This window comes from Aliidongia dinghuensis (genome assembly GCF_014643535.1).
In the GTDB taxonomy this organism is placed as follows: Bacteria; Pseudomonadota; Alphaproteobacteria; order ATCC43930; family CGMCC-115725; genus Aliidongia; species Aliidongia dinghuensis.
Genome location: NZ_BMJQ01000001.1, coordinates 15,489 through 38,032 on the forward strand (window position 1 = coordinate 15,489; position 22,544 = coordinate 38,032).

19 protein-coding genes are annotated in these 22,544 nt (G+C 66.4%); 15 read left to right on the forward strand and 4 right to left on the reverse strand.

The window, feature by feature from the left end:
• Positions 1-275: 275 nt before the first annotated feature.
• The 9 genes from IEY58_RS00045 (at position 276) to IEY58_RS00085 (ending at position 9,834) form a co-directional block, all read left to right on the forward strand.
• Positions 276-962, forward strand: a complete 687-nt coding sequence (locus IEY58_RS00045; protein WP_229743367.1) for a TetR/AcrR family transcriptional regulator — start codon at positions 276-278, stop codon at positions 960-962.
• Between the two features lie 88 nt (positions 963-1,050).
• Positions 1,051-1,956: a LysR family transcriptional regulator gene (locus IEY58_RS00050; protein ID WP_189041153.1), complete on the forward strand. Its 906-nt coding sequence runs from the start codon at positions 1,051-1,053 to the stop codon at positions 1,954-1,956.
• A 141-nt stretch (positions 1,957-2,097) separates the two neighbouring features.
• A complete protein-coding gene (locus IEY58_RS00055; RefSeq protein ID WP_189041154.1) occupies positions 2,098-3,216 on the forward strand; it encodes an alkene reductase in 1,119 nt (372 codons plus the stop codon).
• A gap of 336 nt (positions 3,217-3,552) precedes the next feature.
• Positions 3,553-4,662 (forward strand): alkene reductase, encoded by a 1,110-nt coding sequence (locus IEY58_RS00060; RefSeq protein WP_189041156.1) that lies wholly within the window; start codon positions 3,553-3,555, stop codon positions 4,660-4,662.
• Positions 4,663-4,686: 24 nt separating this feature from the next.
• Positions 4,687-5,088 carry a nuclear transport factor 2 family protein gene (locus IEY58_RS00065; RefSeq protein ID WP_189041158.1) on the forward strand — a complete coding sequence of 134 codons (402 nt, stop codon included), beginning with the start codon at positions 4,687-4,689 and terminating at the stop codon, positions 5,086-5,088.
• Positions 5,089-5,117: 29 nt separating this feature from the next.
• Entirely contained in the window at positions 5,118-5,876 is a 759-nt protein-coding gene (locus tag IEY58_RS00070; protein WP_189041160.1) for an SDR family oxidoreductase, read from the forward strand.
• 60 nt (positions 5,877-5,936) lie between these two features.
• Positions 5,937-6,689, forward strand: a complete 753-nt coding sequence (locus IEY58_RS00075; protein WP_189041162.1) for a hypothetical protein — start codon at positions 5,937-5,939, stop codon at positions 6,687-6,689.
• Complete coding sequence (locus IEY58_RS00080; protein WP_189041164.1) at positions 6,690-7,964, forward strand: MFS transporter; 1,275 nt, start codon at positions 6,690-6,692, stop codon at positions 7,962-7,964.
• A gap of 355 nt (positions 7,965-8,319) precedes the next feature.
• Complete coding sequence (locus tag IEY58_RS00085; RefSeq protein ID WP_189041166.1) at positions 8,320-9,834, forward strand: acetyl-CoA hydrolase/transferase family protein; 1,515 nt, start codon at positions 8,320-8,322, stop codon at positions 9,832-9,834.
• A gap of 159 nt (positions 9,835-9,993) precedes the next feature.
• On the opposite strand, the gene IEY58_RS00090 is transcribed toward IEY58_RS00085, so the two are convergent.
• Positions 9,994-11,529, reverse strand: coding sequence for a hypothetical protein (locus IEY58_RS00090; protein WP_189041168.1), 1,536 nt, complete (start codon positions 11,527-11,529; stop codon positions 9,994-9,996).
• Positions 11,530-11,911: 382 nt separating this feature from the next.
• Between IEY58_RS00090 and IEY58_RS00095 the strand changes: the two genes are divergently transcribed.
• The 5 genes from IEY58_RS00095 (at position 11,912) to IEY58_RS00115 (ending at position 18,342) form a co-directional block, all read left to right on the forward strand.
• Positions 11,912-13,225 (forward strand): adenylate/guanylate cyclase domain-containing protein, encoded by a 1,314-nt coding sequence (locus IEY58_RS00095; RefSeq protein WP_189041170.1) that lies wholly within the window; start codon positions 11,912-11,914, stop codon positions 13,223-13,225.
• Between the two features lie 227 nt (positions 13,226-13,452).
• Positions 13,453-13,752 carry a YtcA family lipoprotein gene (locus tag IEY58_RS00100; protein ID WP_189041171.1) on the forward strand — a complete coding sequence of 100 codons (300 nt, stop codon included), beginning with the start codon at positions 13,453-13,455 and terminating at the stop codon, positions 13,750-13,752.
• 16 nt (positions 13,753-13,768) lie between these two features.
• Positions 13,769-14,797: a multidrug transporter subunit MdtN gene (gene mdtN / locus IEY58_RS00105; protein WP_189041172.1), complete on the forward strand. Its 1,029-nt coding sequence runs from the start codon at positions 13,769-13,771 to the stop codon at positions 14,795-14,797.
• Positions 14,781-16,814, forward strand: coding sequence for an FUSC family protein (locus IEY58_RS00110; RefSeq protein WP_189041173.1), 2,034 nt, complete (start codon positions 14,781-14,783; stop codon positions 16,812-16,814). Before mdtN ends, IEY58_RS00110 begins: the two co-directional genes overlap by 17 nt.
• Positions 16,792-18,342: a TolC family protein gene (locus tag IEY58_RS00115; protein ID WP_189041174.1), complete on the forward strand. Its 1,551-nt coding sequence runs from the start codon at positions 16,792-16,794 to the stop codon at positions 18,340-18,342. Before IEY58_RS00110 ends, IEY58_RS00115 begins: the two co-directional genes overlap by 23 nt.
• Before the next feature lie 27 nt (positions 18,343-18,369).
• Here the strand turns inward: IEY58_RS00115 and IEY58_RS00120 are convergent, their stop codons facing one another.
• Positions 18,370-19,329 (reverse strand): ion channel, encoded by a 960-nt coding sequence (locus IEY58_RS00120; RefSeq protein ID WP_189041175.1) that lies wholly within the window; start codon positions 19,327-19,329, stop codon positions 18,370-18,372.
• Between the two features lie 191 nt (positions 19,330-19,520).
• On the opposite strand from IEY58_RS00120, the gene IEY58_RS00125 reads away from it, so the two are divergent.
• Complete coding sequence (locus IEY58_RS00125) at positions 19,521-20,141, forward strand: ParB-like protein (RefSeq protein ID WP_189041176.1); 621 nt, start codon at positions 19,521-19,523, stop codon at positions 20,139-20,141.
• 14 nt (positions 20,142-20,155) lie between these two features.
• Here the strand turns inward: IEY58_RS00125 and IEY58_RS00130 are convergent, their stop codons facing one another.
• Together IEY58_RS00130 and IEY58_RS00135 are read right to left on the reverse strand one after the other, a co-directional pair.
• Positions 20,156-21,880: a SulP family inorganic anion transporter gene (locus IEY58_RS00130; RefSeq protein WP_189041177.1), complete on the reverse strand. Its 1,725-nt coding sequence runs from the start codon at positions 21,878-21,880 to the stop codon at positions 20,156-20,158.
• Between the two features lie 172 nt (positions 21,881-22,052).
• Positions 22,053-22,406, reverse strand: a complete 354-nt coding sequence (locus IEY58_RS00135; RefSeq protein WP_189041179.1) for a hypothetical protein — start codon at positions 22,404-22,406, stop codon at positions 22,053-22,055.
• Positions 22,407-22,544: the final 138 nt, after the last annotated feature.

Consider the following 22,544-nt stretch of genomic DNA (forward strand, 5'->3'; position numbering starts at 1 on the left):
TCCAGCGAATTGCGTATCCATCTTATGACCTGCCTTATGACCTGCCACAGTGGCGGGAATTGCTTCGACTTCCGCTGTGCCGCCACCGACGGACGATGTCGGCGCGCCAGTCTCTCTTGCTTATTTTGTACTGTTTCGTACAAATATGCTCGCCCGATCACGCCGTCAATCTTTTTGTGCGGTATGGTATAAAAATAAGCGACGCGAGGCCGGAGCACTCTGGGACGGCTGCGCGACTGCGACCCGCGGGACAAAACCGCAGACCTTCACATCTATTGAATTTCGTACTGATCCGCACAAATATGTGCAGGACAGTCGGCATTCAGAGTTTTTGCGAAATGGCACAGAACAAGAGCAGTGCGGAGCCGAGGCCTCGGGGCAGGCCCCGCGCCTATGACCCGCAGGCGGCGCTTCTGCATGCAATGGATACCTTCTGGAGGACCGGCTATTCCGGTACGTCGCTCGACGAGATCTCTGCCGCGACCGGCATGAACCGGCCGAGCCTCTATGCGGCATTCGGCGACAAGCGGGCGCTCTATCTCAAGGCGCTTGGCGATTATTGGCAGCTCACCTTTGCCGATATGCGTGAGGCTCTCGCGGGCGACCTGCCCTTGGGCGAGGCGCTCATGCGCGTCTACGAGGGTGCCCTGTCGATTTATTTTTCGGGTGACGGCCGCCCGCGCGGCTGCTTCGTGATCGGAACTGCGGTAACCGAAGCCGTCGAAGATCCTGAGATCCGGGACAGCCTTGCGGCCGGGCTCCATACGTTCGACACCGATTTCGAGGCCCGTCTCCGAACGGCGCGCGAGAAGGGCGAACTGAAAATGGATGCCGACCCTGCAGCGCTCGCGATGCTAGCAACCGCCACGATGCACACCATCGCCATCCGTGCCCGCGCCGGGTTCCCCCGTGCCGAACTGAGAGAGCTTGCGCGCAAGGCGGTCGGCGTGATCTGCGGATGACGGATCCACACGAGACGACCGGGCACGAGACGACCGGGGCATCGAGGCTCAGAACGTCAGGCGAGGCGATCTGGATAAGGGGCGGCGGGTGAAGGACATCTTCGCGCTCAAGCTTTATACGCGCGTGGCGCGGCTCGGCAGCTTTTCCGCAGCGGCGCGCGAGTGCGGCCTGTCCCAGCCGCAGGCATCGCGCATCGTCGCGGACCTGGAGGCAGGGCTCGGCGCCCGGCTGCTTACACGCACCACGCGGGCAGTCGTGCCGACCGAGGCCGGCACCGATTTCCTGGAGCGGGTCGAGATGATCCTCGCGGCGCTCGATGACGCCGAGCAGAGCGTGCGCGAAGGCAAGGAACTGCGCGGGCTGGTCCGGGCCAGCATGCCGACGAGCTTCGGTGTCCATACCTTGATCCCGCTGCTCGCAGATTTCACCGATCGGCATCCCGATCTTCACGTCCAGCTGCTGCTCGAGGACCGGCGGCTCGATCTGGTGCGCGACGCGGTCGACGTGGCGATCCGCCTCGGCAGCACGGCCGGAGCGACCGCCACCGTCAGGGCGATCGGCACCATCCCCCGCGTTATCGTCGCGGCGCCGGCCTATCTCGACCGCGCCGGCGCGCCCGAGACGCCGGACGACCTGGCCCGGCACCGGATCGTCGGCGGTCCGGCCTCGGCCGTGCCGACAGCCTGGGTGTTCGAGCGCGACGGCGAGACGACGGCGGTCGATTTGCAGCCGCATTTCTCGACCAACGAGAACGAAGGAGCGGTCGCCGCCGCCGTCGCCGGCCTCGGCATCACGTCGACCAGCCGATGGGCCTGCGCCCGGGCGCTCGCCGAAGGCGCGCTGGTGCCGCTGCTGACGGCGTGGCGCATGAAGGACATTCCAGCCCACGCCTATTTCCCCATGGGGGCAGCGACGCGCGCGGCCGCACGCGCTCTCGTCGACCACCTCGTGACCGAGCTGCGGCGAGAGGCGAAGGCCGCTCGGGGCTCCTGACGGCGCCCTGCTGGCCCATGTAGCCCTGCCGGTTTTATGTAATCGATACATAAATCATATCGGGATCCGCCCGCTACCGGGGGCAGCTGGCCGGGATGATCTTTCCTTCACCAGAAAGACAACCAGACCAGGAGACAACTCGTGTCCAGCTTGTTCACCCCGATCCGTGTCGGCGCCTTCGACCTTTCGCACCGGGTCGTCCTGGCGCCGCTCACGCGCATGCGCTCCGAACTGCCGGGCAATGTCCCCGGCCCCGCGATGGTCGAGTATTACGAGAAGCGGGCGACACCCGGGGGCCTTCTGATCGCTGAAGCCACCTTCGTGTCGCGGCAGGGCAACGGCGGCTTCGGTTCGCCGGGCATCGAGAACGATGCGCAGGCGGCCGGCTGGCGCGAAGTCGTCAACGCGGTCCACGCCAAGGGCGCCACGATCCTGCTGCAGCTCTGGCACGTCGGCCGTGTTTCCCATGCGAGCCTGCAGCCTGATGGCGGCGTTCCAGTCGCCCCCTCCATGCTCGATGCCGGGGCGGGGCTTGGCGTGCTGCTCGAAGGGCAGCCCGGTCCGGCAACGCCGCCCCGCGCGCTTCGGACCGACGAGATCCCCGCCATCGTCGAGCAATATCGGGCCGCCGCCGAACGAGCGAAGGGCGCCGGTTTCGACGGCATCGAGATCCACGCGGCCAATGGCTACCTGATCGACCAGTTCCTCCAGGACGGGTCGAACAGGCGGACCGATCGCTATGGCGGCAGCACCGAGAACCGCGCGCGCTTCCTGTTCGAGGTGGTGGACGCGGTGACGACGGTCTGGCCGTCCGATCGTGTCGGGGTCCGCGTTGGACCGAGCAATAGCTTCAACGAGATGCATGACAGCAATCCCGGGGCATTGTTCGCTCGCGTGGCTGCCGGCCTCAGCGAACGAAAGATTGCCTATCTCCATGTGATCGAGCCGCGGGTGAAGGGCAGTGCCGTGGTGAACGACCTGCCGCCGGTTGCCGCTGCCAATCTGAAGCCGATCTTCGGCGGTCCGATCATCGCGGCCGGCGGCTTCGATGGTCAAAGCGCCGAAGCCATCCTTCGATCGGGCGCGGTCGATCTGGTCGCGTTCGGCCGTCACTTCATCGCCAATCCGGACTTGCCGCGGCGTCTCAAGGAAGGCTTGGCGCTCAACCCGTATCGCCGGGAGACGTTCTACTACGGCGGGCAGAGCGGGTATCTCGACTATCCGACGTTCGATGCGCCCGAGGCAGCGTCGGCCGCCTGAGGGAGCTCGAGCGCGGGTGGAGGCGGGCGTCTGAGACGGAGCCAGTCCAGATGTCCGCCTCCCAGGCGGCGGCTCGTTCGGATTCATGTATTTGGTGCATAAATCATATGGAAAACGGCCTGCTACCGGACGCGGCTGACCCAAACGATCTTTCCTTCATCGAATAAGTCCCGAGAAGGAAGCCGAAAAATGCCGCGTTCAGCCCGCCTCGATACGCTCGGGGGCCTTGATGCGCCACGCATAGAAAACCCAGCCGCGCCCTATCGGATGATTTTCGCACCGGCCGAGACTGTCGGCCGGCCCGCTGTTTCCCGCTGATCCTTCGGGAGTACCACCATGTCCGTCCAACCGCTCTTCACGCCCCACCGCATGGGCGACCTCGTGCTGCCAAACCGCGTCGTGATGGCGCCGCTCACCCGCATGCGTGCCGGTTCGGCCGATCATGTGCCAACCGGGCTGCAGGTGACCCATTACGCTCAGCGCGCCTCGGCCGGCCTGATCATCGCCGAAGGCACGGCCATCAGCCCCGACGGCTTCGGCTGGGCCGGCTCGCCGGGCCTGTGGAGTGCAGAGCAGGTGCGCGGCTGGCAGCGCGTCACGGATGCCGTGCATACGGCCGGCGGCCGGATCGTGACGCAGCTCTGGCACACCGGCGCCCTGTCGCACCCGGACCTCTTGGACGGCCGGACGCCGCTGTCCGCTTCGGCGGTCGATCCCGAGCAGCTGTCGGCCACGGCCGCGGGACGCAAGCCCACCGTGGTGCCGCGCGCCATGACCCGGGCGGAGATCCGCCAGACCGTCGCCGACTATGCCAATGCGGCCCACAACGCCATGGAGGCGGGGTTTGATGGCGTGCAGATCCAGGCCAACTACCTCTACCTGATCGCCCAGTTCCTGAACCGCACGACCAACCGGCGGACCGACGCGTACGGCGGCGGCCACGAAGGCCGCGCGCGCTTCCTGTTCGAGGTGATCGAGGCGGTGCTGGACGTGGTCGAGCCCGGCCAAGTCGGCGTCAAGCTCAGCCCGATGCACGAGGGCGGCGCCTTCGCCGCCCATGACGAGACCCTGCCGATGGCGGAATACGCCATCCGCGAGCTCAACGGCTACGGCCTGTCGCACCTCCTGATGATGGGGGCCTCGACCGACTTCACCGGCACGCCGCTCGAGCCGCTCAAGGGCGATGGCATGTTCGAACATTTCCGGCCGATCTTCCGCGGCACGCTCATCGCCAACGTCGAGATGGACCGCGAGCGCGCCAACCGCCTCATCGAGCGGGGCGTCGCCGACATGGTGGCCTTCGGCCGGCCCTACATCGCCAATCCCGACCTGGTCGAGCGCCTCAAGACGGGCGCGCCGCTCGCGGCGGTCGACTGGGACACCGTCTATGGCGCCGGCCCCGAAGGCTACACGGACTATCCGGCGCTCGAACCTGCATTCAACTGACCCGCAACCCCAAGGAAATCCATCATGTCCAAGACCACGCCTGAGCAGAACAAGGCGCTCGTGCTCGAAGCCTTCGACACGCTGTTCAATAAGCGCGATTACGCGGCGGCCGAACGCTTCTGGTCCGACCGCTATATCCAGCACAGCGCCCATATCGGCCCCGGCCGCGACGGGCTGTTCAATCTGGTCCGCACCCTGCCGGACACGCTCAGCTACGAGAACCAGCTGATCGTGGCCGAGGGCGACTACGTCATCGCCCACGGCCGCTTCTCCGGCAGCGGCCGCCCGGCCGCCTGGATCGCGGCCGACGTCCTGCGCATCGAGGACGGCAAGTTCGCCGAGCACTGGGACGTGCTGCAGGACGAGGCGACCGAGGCCCAGTCGGTGAGCGGCCTGCCGATGTTCGGCGACAAGTTCCCTGCCTGATCCCATCCCCCTTGTCAGAGAGAGCCATCATGAAACTCAGCGGCAACACCATCTTCATCACTGGCGGCGGCTCCGGCATCGGCCGCGGCCTGGCCGAGGCGTTCCACAAGCGCGGCAACCAGGTGATCATTTCCGGCCGGCGGGCCAGCCATTTGAAGGCCACGACCGACGCCAATCCGGGCATGGCGGCGATCGAGCTCGACATCACCAATCCCGCGAGCGTTGCCGCGGCGGCCGGGCGGCTGATCAAGGCGTATCCGGCGCTCAACGTGCTCATCAACAACGCCGGCATCATGCAGATCGATAACGCGGCGGAGCCTATCGACGACGCGCTTCTGACCGCGACGCTCGCGACCAATCTCGCCGGCCCGATCCGCATGACCTCGGCGCTCGTCGAGCATCTGAAGACGAAGGACGACGCCGTCATCGCCAACGTCAGCTCGGTGCTGGGCTTCGTGCCAATGGCGGTCTCGGCGGTCTATTCCGCGACCAAGGCGGCCATCCACTCCTACACGCTGTCGCAGCGCTACATGCTGAAGAACACCAAGGTCAGGGTGCTGGAGATCGCCCCGCCCTGGGTCAGGACCGAGCTGCTCAACAGCAGCGAGGAGGAGCGCGCCATGCCGCTCGACCAGTTCATCGCGGAGACGATGGCCGTGTTCGCGACCGACGCGGACGAGATCCTGGTCGAGCAGGCGAAGCCCATGCGCGCCAATCCCGGCCCGGCCGAGCACGCCTGGGTCAACCAGTTCAACGATCTCCTCCTGTCGGGCGCCAAGGCCGCCTGACGACCGGCGCGACCGCTCCTCCCGAGGAGCGGTCGCCGTAACCAGTCGGATGTCAAAAAAATGAGCAATCTCTTGGACATCGCCGTTGCGGCGCACGGCGGCCTGGAGCGGTGGAACCGTATCCGCACCATTGGGGTCGACCTGTCCGTAGGCGGAGCGCTTTGGGCCGGCAAGGGGCAGGCCGGCGTGTTCCAGGACGGCCGCTACGAGGCCGAGACGCATACGCAGCGCGCGACGCTGAGGCGGTTCGGCGCTCCCGACTACAATGTGCGCTTCAGCCCGTCTCGCCTCGTGCTGGAGACGAGTGCCGGCAAAGTGATCGAAACCCGCGACAATCCCCGCGCGGCCTTCGCCGGGCACGTCAACGAAACGCCATGGGACCGCTTGCATGCCGCCTATTTCAACGGCTACGCGCTCTGGACCTACCTGATGCAGCCGTTCCTTTACACGTACCCTGGGTTTGAGGTCGAAGAGATCGAGCCCTGGTCCGAGAGCGGCGAGACATGGCGCCGGCTCAAGGTGACCTTCCCACGCGACACCGTCAGCCATACCCGTGAGCAGGTGAGCTACGTCGGGCCCGACGGCCTTATCCGCCGCCATGATTACGCCGTCGATGTGCTGGGCGGCGCGTTCGGCGCGCAATATGTCGAGGATTACCGCACCGTTGAGGGCATCGTCGTGCCCCATCGCCGGATCGTCTATCCGCTGGGTCCCGACAACCACAGGGTCGCCGAGCCCGTGCTCGTCTCGATCGGGATCGGCAAGGTAGATTTCGGCAGCGGCCAATTCACCGCTTCGCGATCGGAGGCGTAAATGTCGACCTCGAATTCGTGCGGGGCCGTGGCCGCCGATCGGGTGAACGCTTCGGCTATCGCCCGTCAGGACGACGCGCCGGCCGTTCACACCGGGCCACTCTACTCTCTGGCGCTCGGCGCGTTTGCCGTCGGGACGGAAGGCTTCATGATCGCGGCCATCCTGCCGCGGATTGCGGATGATCTCTCCGTCAGCCTGCAAATGGCCGGGCAGCTGGTCACCGCATTCACGCTGGTCTATGCGCTGAGCTCCCCGATCCTGACGACGATCACCAGCCGCCTTGACCGGCGCAAACTGCTGCTCATGAGCATCGGCGTGTTCGTGGTCGGAAACGTGGTCGCCGCCTCGGCCGCCGGCTACGGGTCATTGCTGCTGGCACGCGTGATCATGGCGCTCGCCTCGGGGCTCTACGGACCGAACGCGAACGCGCTCGCCGGCGCGCTCGTCCCGAAAGAGCGTCGGGGGCGGGCGCTGGCCATCGTCAACGGCGGCACCAGCGTCGCCGTCGCTCTCGGCGTTCCGCTCGGCGCCTTCGTCGGCAGCCATCTCGGCTGGCGCATGACCTTCGCCGGCGTGGCCGTTCTAGCGGTTGTCGCCTTTGCCGGCCTGTTCGCGGGAATTCCGAAAGGGGTGGCGCAGGGCCAGTCCCCGGCAACGCTCGAACAGCGGCTGGCGGTCGTTCGGCAGCCGGCCTCGCTTGCGGCCCTGTTCGTGACCACGCTCTGGGCCGTCGGCGGCTATACGGTATACACCTACATTGCCGCGTTCCTTTCCGCCGTTGTCGGGGTCGAAGGGGCACAGACGGGATATTTCCTGTTCTGCTGGGGGGCTGGAGCCTTCGTCGGGCTGCTGATCGGCGGCACGGTCAACGACAAGATCGGCTCGCACCGGGCCATCATCGTCGCGTTGCCCCTCATGGCGGTCACCCTGGCGAGCCTCTCGGTCACGGCCGCCTATGCGACGCCTGCGGTCGCAGCGCTGCCCGTGCTCCTCGCGATTGCCGTCTGGGGCTTGACGGCCTGGGGGTTCTTCCCGCCGCAACAGGCGCGCCTCATCGGGATTGCCGGACTGCAGAACGCGCCGATCATCCTCTCGCTCAACGGCTCGTTCATGTATCTGGGGTTCTCGCTCGGTGCCGCCCTCGGTTCGGCGACGCTCACCTTCGGCGGCGTCGCCGATCTCGGCTGGGTCGGCGGTCTCTGCGTCGTCGCGTCCTTCCTCTTGTTCCTCGTCACGGACCGGCACGCGCGGGCGTCCGCATTGCCGGAGACTTAAGTTGGACCGAGGCCGCTGGCGAAATCGGCGATGAGCCTCGCCAGTTCGGGCGGTGATTCCAGCGGCGACAAATGCCCGGTATCGGGCAGGACATGGAGTACGGCCCGCGGAATTCGCGGCAGCAATTCTGCTTTGAGCGTCTCAACGCTATCGACCCGATCGCATTCGCCGGCGCTTCCTTGATTCGACGCAAGAGCGCTTATCTCTCAAAGCATGCTCAGCACAATTGCCGATCGCGGAATTTGGTGGCTGGCATAGCCGGTTGTCGGCCGCAGCCGGTCGTTCGCACTCTGATTGGCCCCCAATGCGGCCCGCAGAACGAGCGCAGTGGGATGCTTGTTTCAAGGAGAGGGATATGACGGAGGCGAGCCGGATCGGCAGTGCTGCGCTGCGCGGCAAAATCATGTCGGCGGAAGAGGCGGCCGTCCTCATCGAGGCAGGCACCACGATCGGCATGAGCGGCTTTACCGGCTCGGGCTATCCAAAGGCGGTGCCGCTGGCGCTCGCCCGCCGTATCGAGGCCGAGCAGGCCGCCGGCAACCCGTTCCGGGTCAAGGTCTGGACCGGCGCTTCGACCGGCCCGGAGCTCGACGGGGCGCTGGCGCGAGCCAACGGCATCGAGCTCCGGTTGCCCTATAACTCGGACCCGATCGCGCGCGACCGGATCAACAAAGGCGAGATGGAATATCTCGATATGCATCTCTCCCAGGTGGCCCCGGTCGCCTGGCAAGGATTCCTGGGACCGCTCGACACGGCGGTCATCGAGATCTCGGGCATCCGGCCGGACGGCAGCCTCGTGCCGTCCTCGTCGATCGGCAACAACAAGACCTGGCTCGACCGGGCGAGCCAGGTCATCCTCGAGGTCAATGCCTGGCAGAGCACAGCGCTCGAGGGCATGCACGACATCTATTACGGCACGGCGTTGCCACCGAACCGCGTGCCGATCCCGCTCGTCAAGCCGGACGACCGGATCGGCGAGCAGACCTTCCGCTGCGATCCGGCGAAGATCGTTGCCATCGTCGAGACCCACGCGCCCGACCGCAACGCGCCGTTCGATGAGCCCGATGACGCCGCCCGCGCCATCGCGGGGCATCTGCTCGAGTTCTTCAGGCACGAGGTCGCGAAGGCACGGCTGCCGGCGTCGCTCCTGCCGCTGCAGTCCGGCGTCGGCAATGTCGCGAATGCCGTGCTTTCGAGCCTCGCCCAAGGGCCGTTCCATGACATGACGGCCTATACCGAGGTGATCCAGGACGGCATGGTCGAGCTGCTCGACTCAGGCCGGCTGCGCGTCGCCTCGGCGACAGCCTTCTCCTTGAGCCCCGGCGCCGCGGCCTCGATCAACGCCCGCATGGCGAGCTTCCGCGACAAGATGATCTTGCGCCCCCAGGAGATCAGCAACCATCCAGAGCTCATCCGCCGGCTCGGCTGCCTCGCGATGAACGGCCTCATCGAGGCGGACATCTACGGCAACGTGAACTCGACCCAGCTCATGGGCTCGCGCATCATGAACGGCATCGGCGGCTCGGGCGATTTCGCGCGCAATGCCTTCATCTCGATCTTCATGATGCCGTCGACCAAGAAGGGCGGGAAAATCTCCGGCATCGTGCCCTATGCCTCCCACGTCGACCACATTACCCAGGACGTGCAGGTCATCGTGACCGAGCAGGGGCTGGCCGACCTGCGGGGCCTGTCGCCGAAGCAGCGGGCGAAGGTGATCATCGAGAATTGCGCGCACCCGACCTATCGGCCGGCGCTCACGGACTATTTCAAGCGCGCGCAGCGAGGCTCCTATGGCCAGCAGTCGCCGACGCTGCTGGACGAAGCCTTGTCATGGCACCAGCGGTTCGTCGAGACCGGCTCGATGCTGTAACCGGGCACGGGGCCGCCGACGAAAGCTAGGCCCGACGATCGGAGCGCGCAGACCGACCAGCCTGACCGATCGGTCAGGCTGGTCGGTTGCCGGCGTCAGTCGGCGCCGGCGTCAGTCGGCGCCTGCGTCAGTCGGCGCCTGGGTCAGTCGGCGCCTGGGTCAGTCGGCGTAAGCGACGCCGCGATAGACCGTGCCGTAGGTCGGCCCGGCGACCGTCCGGAACGTCTCGTGCGCCGCCCAGCCGGTCAGGCTCTTGGCCGGCAGGTAATCCGTGATTACCACCACCTTGTTCGGATCGGCGCCGTTATCGCCAGACGCGCTCGAGGTCGATGTCGTGGCCCAGAGCGTCACCATGCCGTCCCGGCCGACGACGCCGGTCAGGTTGCGCAGGCCGATCGTGGTCACGGCAGGATAGGGGCCGGCCGGCCCGTTCAGATGGCTGTCGACGGCACCGATCAGGCCCTGGGTCAGCACATAGTCGAGCTGCCAGACGCCATTGACCAGGCTCCATTTCTGCAGACCGCCGTGGTTGGCGAGGTCGGTCGCGTTGCCGGTGCCTTCATCCGTGACGTACATCGTCGTGTCGTTCGCGAAGAACACGGCGAACGGCGTGAAGTTGCCGCCGGTCACCTTGGCCGAATCGGTCGGGAAGCCCGGCACGACCGAGATCTGGGCCGCCGCCGCGTTAGCGATCGTCGGCAGCGAGTTCACGGTATAGACCGTGTTGATGCCATTGCTGCCGCTGCCCTTGGTGAAATAGAGCGCGCCGCGATGCTCGGTCACGCCGCGGAAATTGTCATCCTTGCCCGGTTTGTCGAGCTTGCCGTTGGAGACCATCTGCAGCAGCGGATCGACTTCGGCCGAGGAGGCCGGCGTCACATAGGGCGTCGGCGCGTCGAGCGGAGCGACGACCTCCAGGCCCGTCGTCTCGGTAACGTCGGGATTGGTACCGTTGCTGGCGCCGAACGTCTTCGCATCGCCGTTATTGGCATTGCCGACCGAATAATAGAGACCGTTTGAGCCGAGCAGGGCCGCGCGGCCGTTATTGCCGCCATAGTTGATCGTCGGCGTGTAGGCAAAGCGGCCGTGCTTGTCCATCGAGACGATCGTGCGGGGGAACGCGTGCTCCGACCCGAACGCGAAGGTGACGGGGTTCGTCGGGTCCTGACCCGGGACGGCGTCCGAGTTCGACACGTCGAGCGCGCCGACGCCGGCCCCGGCATAGCCGACGAAGACGAGACGGTGCTCGTCCCGATCTCGGACGAGATGGAGCCCCAGCTCGGACTTCGAGGAAAAGCTGGTGACGACCGCCTCATCCGGCACGCCGATCGTGTGCTGGATGCGACCGGTGAATGCATCGAGATCGGTCAGCTGGATCGGCGAGGTGACGCCGAACGAGCCGTCGACCGACGCATTGTTCCAGACGGTCACATAATTGTTGCCGGAGACGGCCGTGGTCGTCGCCTTGGCGGTGTTGGGCAATACCGAGCCGGGCACCAACGTAGCGAGCGCGCCCCGCGTCGGGTCGTAGGTGCTGCTGCTGATCACCAGCGAATCATGCTCAATCTTGAAATGGTCTCGATCGCCGTGATCGTCGTCCCGAGCCTGGGCGGTCCCGGCCAGCAGGCCGAGCGCGAAAACACAGCACCCGGTGAGCCGTCGAATGTGATTGGTCGCCATATTGTCGGTGCGCATGGTCCCTCGGATGATTCTGTTGGTTGAATCTGCTCAAGAAAAGCGTATGGAAAATATTCCGTTAATATTTCAATTCTGCGATCGATGAGCGGCCGTTCGGCGATGGCGAGAGAAAGATTCGGGCAGGCTGGAGTCGAGTGCGAGCGGGATTATTTGCGGTATTATGCTCCCTCTCGCTACGGTGGTTGGTATGCGCCAAAGAAATGACGGTTCGCTACGGTTCAGCAGTCAGAATTCTTGCTTTATGACTATCTGTGATTGAATTATTGATCGCTGCCGCCGCAGCGCCCGGTCCTGTCGTGCTAAGCTCCGTTCTCAAGCGAATTGCGGCGGCCGTGTCCAAAGCGGGACATTTTCATCCCCGGTTTCAGCAGCGCCTATAATGCCCGGGACCAACGCGAGCCGTTTTGAGGCACTCGGGGAAACCCGCGCGGAAAATCCAATGCCAGCCCAAGCTCGGATAGACGATCAACTTGCCAATGCAACGATCGACTGGCTGATCGCCCAAACGCTTGCTGGGACAACCGAGCCGGAAATCATCGCCGGATTGTGCGGGCGTTTGGTCCAGGCGGGCGTTCCCTTGCTCCGCGTCTCGAGCGCAGCCGAAGTCTTGCACCCCATGCGCGGCGGGCAGGGAATCGTGTGGTGGCGGCGTGATGCCGTCGAGCAGGCATACTACCCGCGCCGGGCGACGCCGGAGGGGGCAGAAATACGGCGGCGCAGCCCGTTCGACTATCTGTTCGAAAACGGGTTAACCCGACTGCGCTGGCGATTGGACGACGCCGACCGATCGGAGGCGTTTCCGCTCTTTGACGAGCTGAAGGCGAAAGGTGTCACCGATTACCTCGCCATGGTCTCGAAAATCGATGCGCAGGCATCGCTAAGCGCCGCCCGGGATGTCGCCTTCTCTTGGGCCGTAGACCGGCCCGACGGGTTCGTCGACCGCGAGTTGGCCCTGTTTGAACGGCTTGCCCCAGCCTTGACGTTCGTCATCAATTCCATCCGGAGCATTGCGATCGGGCGGACGCTGCTTGAAATCTATCTGGGAACGGATGCTGCGGCCCTGGTGCTCGCCGGCAACGTCGTGCGCGGTCAGGCCGAACGCATCCGCGCGGCCATCTGGTTCAGTGATCTCGCGGGTTTTACGCGGATGTCGGACAGTACGCCGCCCCAGGCGATGCTGGCGCTCCTCAATGATTATGCGGGCTGTCTAAGCGGCGCCGTTCACGCGGCCGGCGGGCATGTGCTCAAGTTCATGGGCGACGGCATCCTGGCGATCTTCCGCGATCAGGATCCTGAGCGCGCCTGTTCGCGCGCCCTTGATGCAGCGCTGGAGGCGCTCCGCGAGGTCCAGCACCTCCACGATAAACGCGCGGCCGCCGGGCTGCCGGGGACGGAAGTCAAGCTCGCCCTTCATTTCGGCGAGCTGTTGTACGGCAACTTCGGCGGTCCCACGCGCCTCGACTTCACCGTGCTCGGGCCTGCGGTCAATGAAGCCAGCCGCATCGTGGGCCTCTGCGGCTCGCTCGATCGGAGGGTGATCGTCTCGTCCGCGTTTGCCGAAGCGGCGGGCGGCCGTCGCGCAGAGCTTGTCTCGCTTGGACGCTATGCGCTGAAGGGCGTCGGCCGGCCTCAGGAGCTGTTTGCGCTCGATCCCGAACCCCTGCCGCCGTCCGCACCCGATCGGCATGGTTAGGGAACGAGCTTGGCCTGCCGCGGTGGCGGGTTTTTATCGTGGCGCGAACCGGCGCGCCCATGCGGATCGGATCCGACCATTTCGGTTGGCACCCATTCCGCCCTTTCGATGGAGAGCTCGCCGCATCCCCCATCGTCCCGGTTTTGCCCCCCTTGCGCAAATCGCCCGACGACCGATCTGTTCGCCTAATTCTATGGTACGGTGAGGAAAAAGGAGGGGGCCGTCTGATGCACGATCGGGCGACGAGGGGGTTTGAAGGGCGACATCTATCCATTTACGCGTGTTGCGCGGCATTCTTCTCGCTCCTCGGATTGACGGGGTGCAGCACCGCGCCTTCGCAGAATATTCTCGGATCCTATTTCCCATCCTGGATGCTGTGCGCGTTCGCCGGCATCGCGGCCGCGGTGGTCGTTCGGCAAATTCTGGGTGCGGTCGGCCTCGACAAGTCGCTGCCGGCACCGCTCGTCGTCTATCTGGCGCTGACGGTCGCCTTCGCCTTCGGGAGCTGGCTCCTATGGCTGGACTGAGCCCGAGGCGGTGGCGATGACCCAGATACGCTCCTTGCTCGGACGCCTCATCGCTATTGCCGCCATCGTTGCGGCGGTCGGGCTCGGCTATGTCACGCTCGATCGGCTCGATCGCCGGCCGCGCACGCACGACGCCTTTCTCTATGCCGACAGCGCCGGGCTCGCACCTGACGTCAGCGGCCGGATCGTGGCCCTGCATGTGAAGGACAATCAGCGCGTGACCAAGGGCCAGCCGCTGCTGGAGATCGATCACGAGCCGTTCGAACTGCATCTCCGCCAGGCGCGCGCGCAGGTCGCGGCCCTGGAGGCGCAGATCGCGCTCACGACGCGGCAGGTCGCGGCGCAATCTTCCGGCGCCGACGCCGCTGCGACGCAGGTGGAGCGCGCCCGCTCGCAGCTTGCGTTCGCCCGAGACACGGTCGGCCGGCTCAGCCCCTTGCTGAGCAAGGGCTATGTCACGGCCCAGCAGGTCGATGAGGCGCGGACCAACGAGCGGACGGCCGAAGCGGCGCTCACCGCCACGACCCAGCAGGCCCAGCAGGCGCGCCAGGCGGTCGGCGACACGGAGAGCCTGCAGGCGCAGCTCGCAGGCGCGCGGGCCGCGGTTGCCTTGGCGGAACGCGACCTGCGCAATTCGACGGTGCCGGCCCCGTTCGATGGGCTGGTGGTGGGCCTCGACATTGCCGAGGGCGCCTATGCCGCGGCCGGGCATCCGCTCTTCACGCTGATCAAAACCGACGAATGGTATGCCGTCGGGAACTTCCGCGAGACGGAGCTACCGGCCATCGCGCCAGGCGATCCCGCCACGGTCTGGTTGATGTCCGATGGCAGCCACCCGATCAGCGGTCACGTCGAGAGCATCGGCTGGGGCGTTCGGCCAGCGGATGGCGGCGGCCCGGCCCTGCCCGCGGTCGGCCGGGACCTGAGCTGGGTCGTCGTCGCCCAGCGCTTTCCGGTCCGCATCCGGCTCGATGCGCCGCCCGAGGCCGCCATGCGGATCGGCACCACCGTTTCGATTCAGGTGCGCCATGACGGGGCTCGCTGAGGCGACGCGGGCGGAGCGGCCGACGCTGCTCACCTTCCTCCGTGACGAGCTGGCACCGCGCCCCGGACGGCTCGCCGCCGTCGCGCGCATCGCGGGCTGCTGCACCCTGGTCGTGGCGATCGGCATGCTCTACCAGATCCCGCTGGTCGGCTACAGCGCCTACGCGGTCTTCCTGCTCGGCAGCCGCGAGACGGTGGGCACGCTCCTCGTCGGCGTGGTGGCGGCGCTCGCCTTCACGATTGCGGTCGTGCTGTCGCTGCTGTTCTACACGCTGGATGCGGCGGAGCCGGCCCTCCGGCTGCCGCTCATGGCGGCCAGCACCTTCGTCGCGGTCTTCCTGACCCGCACGATCGCGCTCGGACCAGTCGCCTTCCTCGCCGGCTTCGTGCTCGTGCTGTCGCAGACGCTGATCGACCGGATCCCGTCGCTCGAGGCGCTGACGCGCGCCGTGCTTTGGCTTTGGGTCGTCGTGATGGTGCCGGTCACCGTCTCGATCCTGGTGAATTTCGCGATCGGCGTGAGCCCGGGCCAACTCGCGCGGCGCACGGCAGCGCGTCTGCTGCACACGCTCGCCGACGCGCTCCGGGGGCATAGCGCCGAGCCGCTCAAGCATGCCGGCGCCGAAGCCATCGAGCTGCTGGAAGTGCGGGAGCATGCTGGCAAGCTCGACCCTTCGCTCCGTAGCCGGAGCGCGATAGACACCATGCTGATCGAGACGCTGGCCGAGCTCCTGGTGCTGCTTCGGCTGCTTCCCCGCAGCACGCCAACCGCCGTGCGCCGGCAGCTCGCCGGGACGTGCGAGGCCTGTGCGGCGGCACTCGAGCAGCGCGGCGCACCGGCGTCGGCCGGCATCGATCCCGCCCCCTTCGATCAAGCTGGCCTTGCGCCGGAGGTGCTCCCAGTCGTCGTGGCGATGGCCGCCGCGGTGGAGCGATTGCGGGCCGGTCTCGTCAGCCGAACGACGACAAACGAGCCGCCGGCGCCCGCAGCGGCCAGGAAGGGCATCCTCGTGCCCGATGCCTTCAGCAACCCCGGCTACGCGCGCTTCGCCCTCAAGACGACCATCGCCGTCATGGCCGCCTACATCATCTATAGCGGTGTCGACTGGCCGGGCATCAGCACCTCGATCACGACCTGCTTCTTCGTGGCGCTGGGCAGCCTCGGCGAGACGATCCACAAGGCGACCCTGCGCATGACCGGCGCCCTGGTCGGCGGCCTCATCGGCGGGCTCTGCGTCGTCTATGTCGAGCCGCAGATGACCGATATCGGCCAGCTCTGCCTGCTGGTCGCCGCCGTGTCGGCCGTTGGCGCGTGGGTCGCGACCGGCAGCGACCTCATCTCCTATGCCGGCATGCAGGGCGCCTTCGCGTTCTTCCTGACATTGCTCCAGGGCTATGCTCCGGACACGGATCTGACGGCACCGCGCGATCGCATTGTCGGCATCCTGCTCGGCAATCTGCTCATGACGCTCGTGTTCAGCCTGCTGTGGCCGACCAGCGCCGTAGACCGGGCGCGCGTGTCGCTCGCGGCGGCATTTCGCGCGCTCGCCGGTCTGATGCGTGACGAGAGCGAGGCCAAGGTCGGATCGCGCCTGGCTGCGATCCGGGCGCTCGGCGAGGCACGCCGTTTCGTGACCCTCGCCGCCTTCGAGCTGCGCATGCTGCCGGCGCGCGCCTGGCTGGAACGCAGCGGCGGGGTGTCGCTCGAGACGCTGGACCGGGTCGCAGCGGCGGTCTTCGTGGTCGTCGATCAGCAGACGGTGCCCGATTGGCAAACAGCGCCCGAGATCGCCGACGCGGCCCGCCGGCACGACCAGGCGGTCGCGGCCTGGCTCGGAGCCTGTGCGGACCGGGTGGCGCCGGGCGGCCAAGCCAAGCCGCTGCTTCCGGAGCCCCCGCGTCCGGACATTCCGTCCGAGCGCTCATCCATGGAGGCAACGACATCGCTGCACACGGCCCTGGAAGCACGCGAACTGCTTCGATCGGAACTTGAGAATGCCATTGCCGTACCGAGCTAGACGAATCCGGCGGTACGGCCGCGCGGCATCGGCGATCGCCTGCCTGTCGCTCGCGGCATGCGCGACCGACCGGCTGGCGCTCGCCCCGGCGACGCCGGATCGACCCTGGGAAATTCCGCCCTCCTTCGACAACTTGCCGGAGCCGGGGACCCACACGGCTGCCCGCACGCCGTCGGAGGGTGGAACCGCGCCTGCCGTAGCGGCGCCTGCCTCGACGGCGGAGCGCCGGGTGCCGCGGGGAAACAGCGTACAGATCGATCCGACCCGGCGCTACGATCTGGCCGGCCTCATCGATCTTGCACAGCGCAACAATCCCGAAACCCAGGGAGCCTGGGAACAGGCACGGCAAGCGGCCCTCGCGGTCGGGCTGACGGAGACGAGCTACGTGCCGCAGATCTCCGCGGAAATCGTCGGCGGCTATCAGCACACGCCGCTGCCGATCCCGACCACCCTCGTGCGCAAGGGCTACTTCACCTCCGATACGCGGGAACTGCTCCCGACCCTGACGGCGAAATGGCTGCTGTTCGATTTCGGGCGTCGCGAGGGGAGCGTGGACGCCGCGAAGGCCAATGCCTTCGTCGCCAATGTCGCGTTCACCGGCGCCCATGAGAAGCTGATCTATGCGGTCAGTCGGACCTATTTCGCCATCGGCGCCGCACGCGGGCGCCTGCGCGTCGCGGAACAGGCGCTGAAATCGGCGGGGATCGTCCAGGACGCGGTCGAGAGCAAACGAGCGCATGAGCTTGCGACGGTCGTGGAACTCGCTCAGGCCCGGCGCCAGACCGCCCAGGCGCGCTACAATCTGGAACGGGCGAGGGGCGGGCAGAATTCGGCCTATTCGAGCCTGGTGGCGAGCGTCGGCATCGCCCCTGACGTGCCCGTCCAAATTGCGGATAGCTCGGAAATGAGCCTGCCCCCGGCGCCGTCGGGGGATGTCGAGCAGATGGTCCGGGACGCGCTCGCCAACCGGCCGGACATCATTGCGGGCTTGGGCAAGGTGCGCGCGGCCGAGGCGACGCTCAGCAGTGCCGAGTCCGCCTTCTACCCGACGGTCGGCCTCGAAGCGCAGGCCTATCAGAACATTGGCGGACTCAGCACGGAGGGCAGCCGCTATTATTCGGTCAATGAGCCCGGCGCGAACATTCTCCTGAAGTTGAGCCTGCCTCTGTTCGACGGCGGTGCCCGGGACGCCCAGATCTCCATCGCCCATTCCGAGGTGGCGGCCGCGCGGCACTCGCTCGACCAGGCGCAGGATGCCGCGGTTCAGCAGGTCACGGATGCCTATGACGCGCTCAAGACCGGCTATGCGGAGTACGAGGCGGCGCTGGCACTGACCAAGGCGGCTGAGATCGCCTATGACGCGGCGCTCGACGCCTATCGTCACGGCGTCGGCAACTACACCGACCTTGCCAACGCCCAGACGGCGCTGAGCCAGGCGCAATCCGAGCGGGAAGACGCCCATTCCAATGTCTTTACCGCCGCTGCGGCGCTGGCCTTCTCGACGGGAACCATCCTGTCGCATTCGTGACCAGGCTCGGGGCGGCGTGCAGGCCGGCTAATCCGGCTCTTCCTCGCGCTCCGTCCAGCCCTGCTCGATATAGTCTTCGCCGCTGTCCGGCTCCAGCGCGCCGATTCTGGTCAGATCCACGGCCAAGACGTCATCCGGGGTGGTGGTGATCGCATCCGCATAACGCATGCCGAAGCGGATATCTCGAGGGGTGTAGTTACGGATCTCCTGCACCGTCGTCGCGAGCATGGGGTCACTTGCCTCGACCGTCACGAAGATACGCGCGGCCCGAGCGATCGCCCGCGCTGCGTCGAAGCCGTGAAGCGGGCTGCGCTCGTCCAGCACATGCATGAGCGTCCAGGACAGCGGAAAGGCGGGTATCTGCGCCCGCTCGAGCCGCAATTCGTGCGCGCGGTGCAACAGCCTGCCGTCCGCGGTCTTGTCGCAGAGCAGGACGTTGAGCTTTGCGGTCGCGTCGGTCAGCATGCCGGCGCGCCCGTTGCCGACCCGCACCATCAACGTCGGCTTGCCCTTATACGTCGCTACGACCGGGTTGGCGGCGAAGACCATCTTGGCCCGCGGGCGCGAGAAGCGCACGAAGGTGAGGCCGGTCAGGATGGCGGTGAAGGCGAGCCCGCAGACGATCTCGCAGCCCGCGATCCAACGGCCGTAAACCGTCGCCGGATACATGTCGCCATAACCGACGGTCGCCAGCGTCTCCATGCTGAAGAAGAAGACATCCCCGAAACTTCCCGCCCGAGCGTTTGCAACCGAACCCGGCGCCAGCCAGTAGAGCATGGCAAAGACGAGATTGACGCCGGAATAGAGGGCAAATAGCGCGGCAAGGAATTGCGGCCAGGTGAGCGCGATGGCGAGATGATAGGGATCCCGCAGGTCGAAGCGGGAAATGCCCTTCTTCTCGAACTCATACGAGCCGAGACGAACGCGCGCCGATCTTTCGCGGCGCGGGCGCGCAGCTCTGATGGATGGATCCGGCCTGTCCTGCATCCCCGTTGTTTTGTCTCCCCCGACGGGCATCGGGTGCCCTGCGTCAGTCGGCAGGTTTCTTGAGTGTAATCGGCAGCTTGGATAGTGCCTGATCATTGCGGCGGCGTCATCGCGCTTTCCCGCAAAAGCCTTTGCTCCTAGGCTGCTGCGCTCGCGACCAGTCCCCGCTTCTCCAGAATGAGGGCTATCCGATGGTGCCGCATCGTGAACCTATTCTACATCCGGTCGATATCGCAGACCTGCGGCCGACCCAGATGACGGTCGGAATGCGCGAGGTCGAGGCCAAGCGCAAGGCTTGGCGCTCGAAGGAGGGCGACCAGGGGGGTGAGTTCCTGGGACATCACATGATCCCGGTGGTCCTGGGGCCGAAGGATCGATGCTTCGTCATCGACCATCACCATCTCGCCCGCGCGCTCTATGAGGAAGCGGTGAAGAGCGTGCTCGTCACCATCGTGGCGAAGCTGTCGAAGCTCGAGCCCGAGACTTTCTGGTTCGTGCTCGACTGCCGCAACTGGATGCACCCGTATGATGCCGACGGGGGCCGACGCGATCACAAGGACATTCCGAAATCCGTCAAGGACCTGGTCGATGACCCGTTCCGCTCGCTCGCCGGCGAGCTGCGCCGCATCGGCGGCTTCGCCAAGGACACGACGCCGTTCAGCGAATTCCAGTGGGCGGATTTCCTGCGCCGGCGGATGAAGCGTGCGGCGGTGGAGGCGAATTTCGACGAGGCGCTGAAGCGGGCCTACGAACTCGCGAAGAGTACGGATGCGGATTATCTGCCGGGCTGGTGCGGCCCGGTTCCGCGGTAGGCGGCCAAGGCTGATTATCCGCCCGTCGGTCGGGCTTCGAGGGGTTGCTGCTGCTGCCAGGCCCGCACGCCATCGGTCACGCGCTCATGAAAATTGGCCGAGCCGACGACGGCCTCGATGCCCGCACGCTGCATCGGCTCCCGTACTTCGTCGCGCACGCGGGCCAGGGCAAAGGAAATGCCTTGGCCTTGCAGTTCCTTGATGAAGTGCAGCATGGCATCGCAGGCGGTCGTGTCGATGAAGTTCACGGAGTCCGCATCGACGAGCACATGCGTCGCGAGCGGACGCGCGGCGGCCAATGCGGCTTTGAGCTGCCTGTCGACATGCGCGACATTCGCGAAGAACAGCTCGCCGCCGGGCCGCCAGATGAGCAGCCCCGGAAAAGTGATCGCGTCGGGATGGCGCCGGAGATCCCGATAGGCCTCCGTGCCCGGCAATTGGCCCAGCACCGCCGCCTGCGGGTGGCTGGTCCGATAGATGAGCAGCAGCAGGGCCAGCGCCACACCCAGGGCGATGCCCTGCAGGACGCCCAATGTCAGCTCGCCCGCAATGACGATGGCGGCGATCGCGAACTCCTGGCGATCGCGGACGAGCAGCTCCCGCAAATATCCGGGCTTTGACAGGTGCAGCATGGCTGCGATCACGATGGCGGCGAGCGCCGGATGCGGCATGCCCCGGAACAGCGGGGTCAGGAAGAGCAACGTCAGGAAGCAAAAGATTGCCGCGACGATATTGGCGAGCTGGGTGCGCGCGCCGCCGGTGATGGCCACGGAGGTCTTGGACAGGCTGCCGACGACGAGGAACCCGCCGAACAGCCCGCTCAGGATATTGGCGGGCCCGTGGGCGACGAGTTCCTGGTTCGGGTCGATGTCGCCGCCGATCTGCATCGCCGCGGCCTTGGCGCCGCCGAGGGCCTCGGCATAGCCGACCATGACTATCGCGAGCGCGCCCGGTACAAGCTCTCGCAATATCGCAGGGTCAAGGCTGGGAACGGCCAGGTGGGGCAGGCCGGACGGCAGGTTGCCGACGACGCTGATGCCGGCCGCTTCCCCGCCGATGAGGCCGACGAGGACCGTGGCCACGCCCGCAACGATCAGGGCCGCGGGGGCGCGGGGCATGAGATGGCGCAGCGACGCCATCGCGGCGAAGCTGAGCAACCCGGTCAGCGCCGGTGCGATGGCGACATCCGGCAGATGCGATATGACGGCCCAGAGCTTGGTGAAGAAATTGCCGCTGGCGCCCTCGATGCCGAGGAGATGCGGTACCTGGCCGATGATCGTCACGCCCACGAGGCCTTCGATGAAGCCGCGCATCACGGGCGTCGGAATGAAGGCGGCGACCCAGCCCATGCGCAGCGCGCCGAACAGCAGGAAGAAGATCCCTATCAGGATGGCGAGGGTGGACGTGAGCGTCTCGAACGCTGCGGTCCCCTGCGCCGCCACGGCGCCCACGGTCAGCGCCGAGATCAATCCCGTTGCGGTGTCCGGGCCGACCACGAGCAGGCGCGAGGTGCCGAGCAGCGCATAGGCCAGCAACGGCGGGACGAGCGTGTAGAGCCCCATGATCGGCGGCACGCCGAGGATGCTGGAATAGGCCATGCCCTCCGGCACCATGACCGCCCAGACCGCCAGGCCTCCGAGAATGTCCGGCAAGAGCCAGTCGCGCCGATAGGAGGGAAGCCAGCTGAGGACGGGCAGCAATCGCGGGGCGATCGAGGCAGAGTGGGCAGGGACAGGCATGACCGCTTTCCCCGGCTCATTGTGGCTTGACTGGGTCCGCTTTATCCGGGCGGCCGACAGCATCGGCTGCCAGCAGAGCCGCGCTCGATCTTGCTACAATTGCGTGACAGCCGCCAGCGTTGCTCCTGCGGCAGCGGGCATCAAGGGGGATATCTTCGGCGTTCTTCGCCTACTACGCGCTCAGCAACCGGCCGCTCGGCATTTCCCGTTCGAGACCCGAATCGGGCTGTTGGCCGAGAAGGCTCATGGGGAATCGCCTCGTTCTCACCCCGGGGGCGTGCGTGCGATGACGCCGTGACGTGCCGGCTTCCCTCACGTCGACGGGAACCCCCTCGATGGATTCCGGCAGACGCTCGCCTGCCGGCAAAACAGCCTTTTTTGCATAGACGGTTGCAATGATGGCACGTCGGCCCGTGAGCTTGCCGCCCGCGATCTCATACCCTGGCCGGACCGTTAGTACGCCGAGCTTCCGCAGCTTATCCAGATTGCTCGCTATGGTTTCGTCGATCTGTTCTCGGGTAAGCATACCTCGGGTCTTTCTTTTTATTTGGACATTCACCTGCCAAGCGGGCGCTTTTAGCCCACGCTAACTTGGGTGCGGGCTTGCTACCGAGCGACGGTCACGTGAACCAGGCGGGTACACCGACTTCCGGCACCGTTTCGG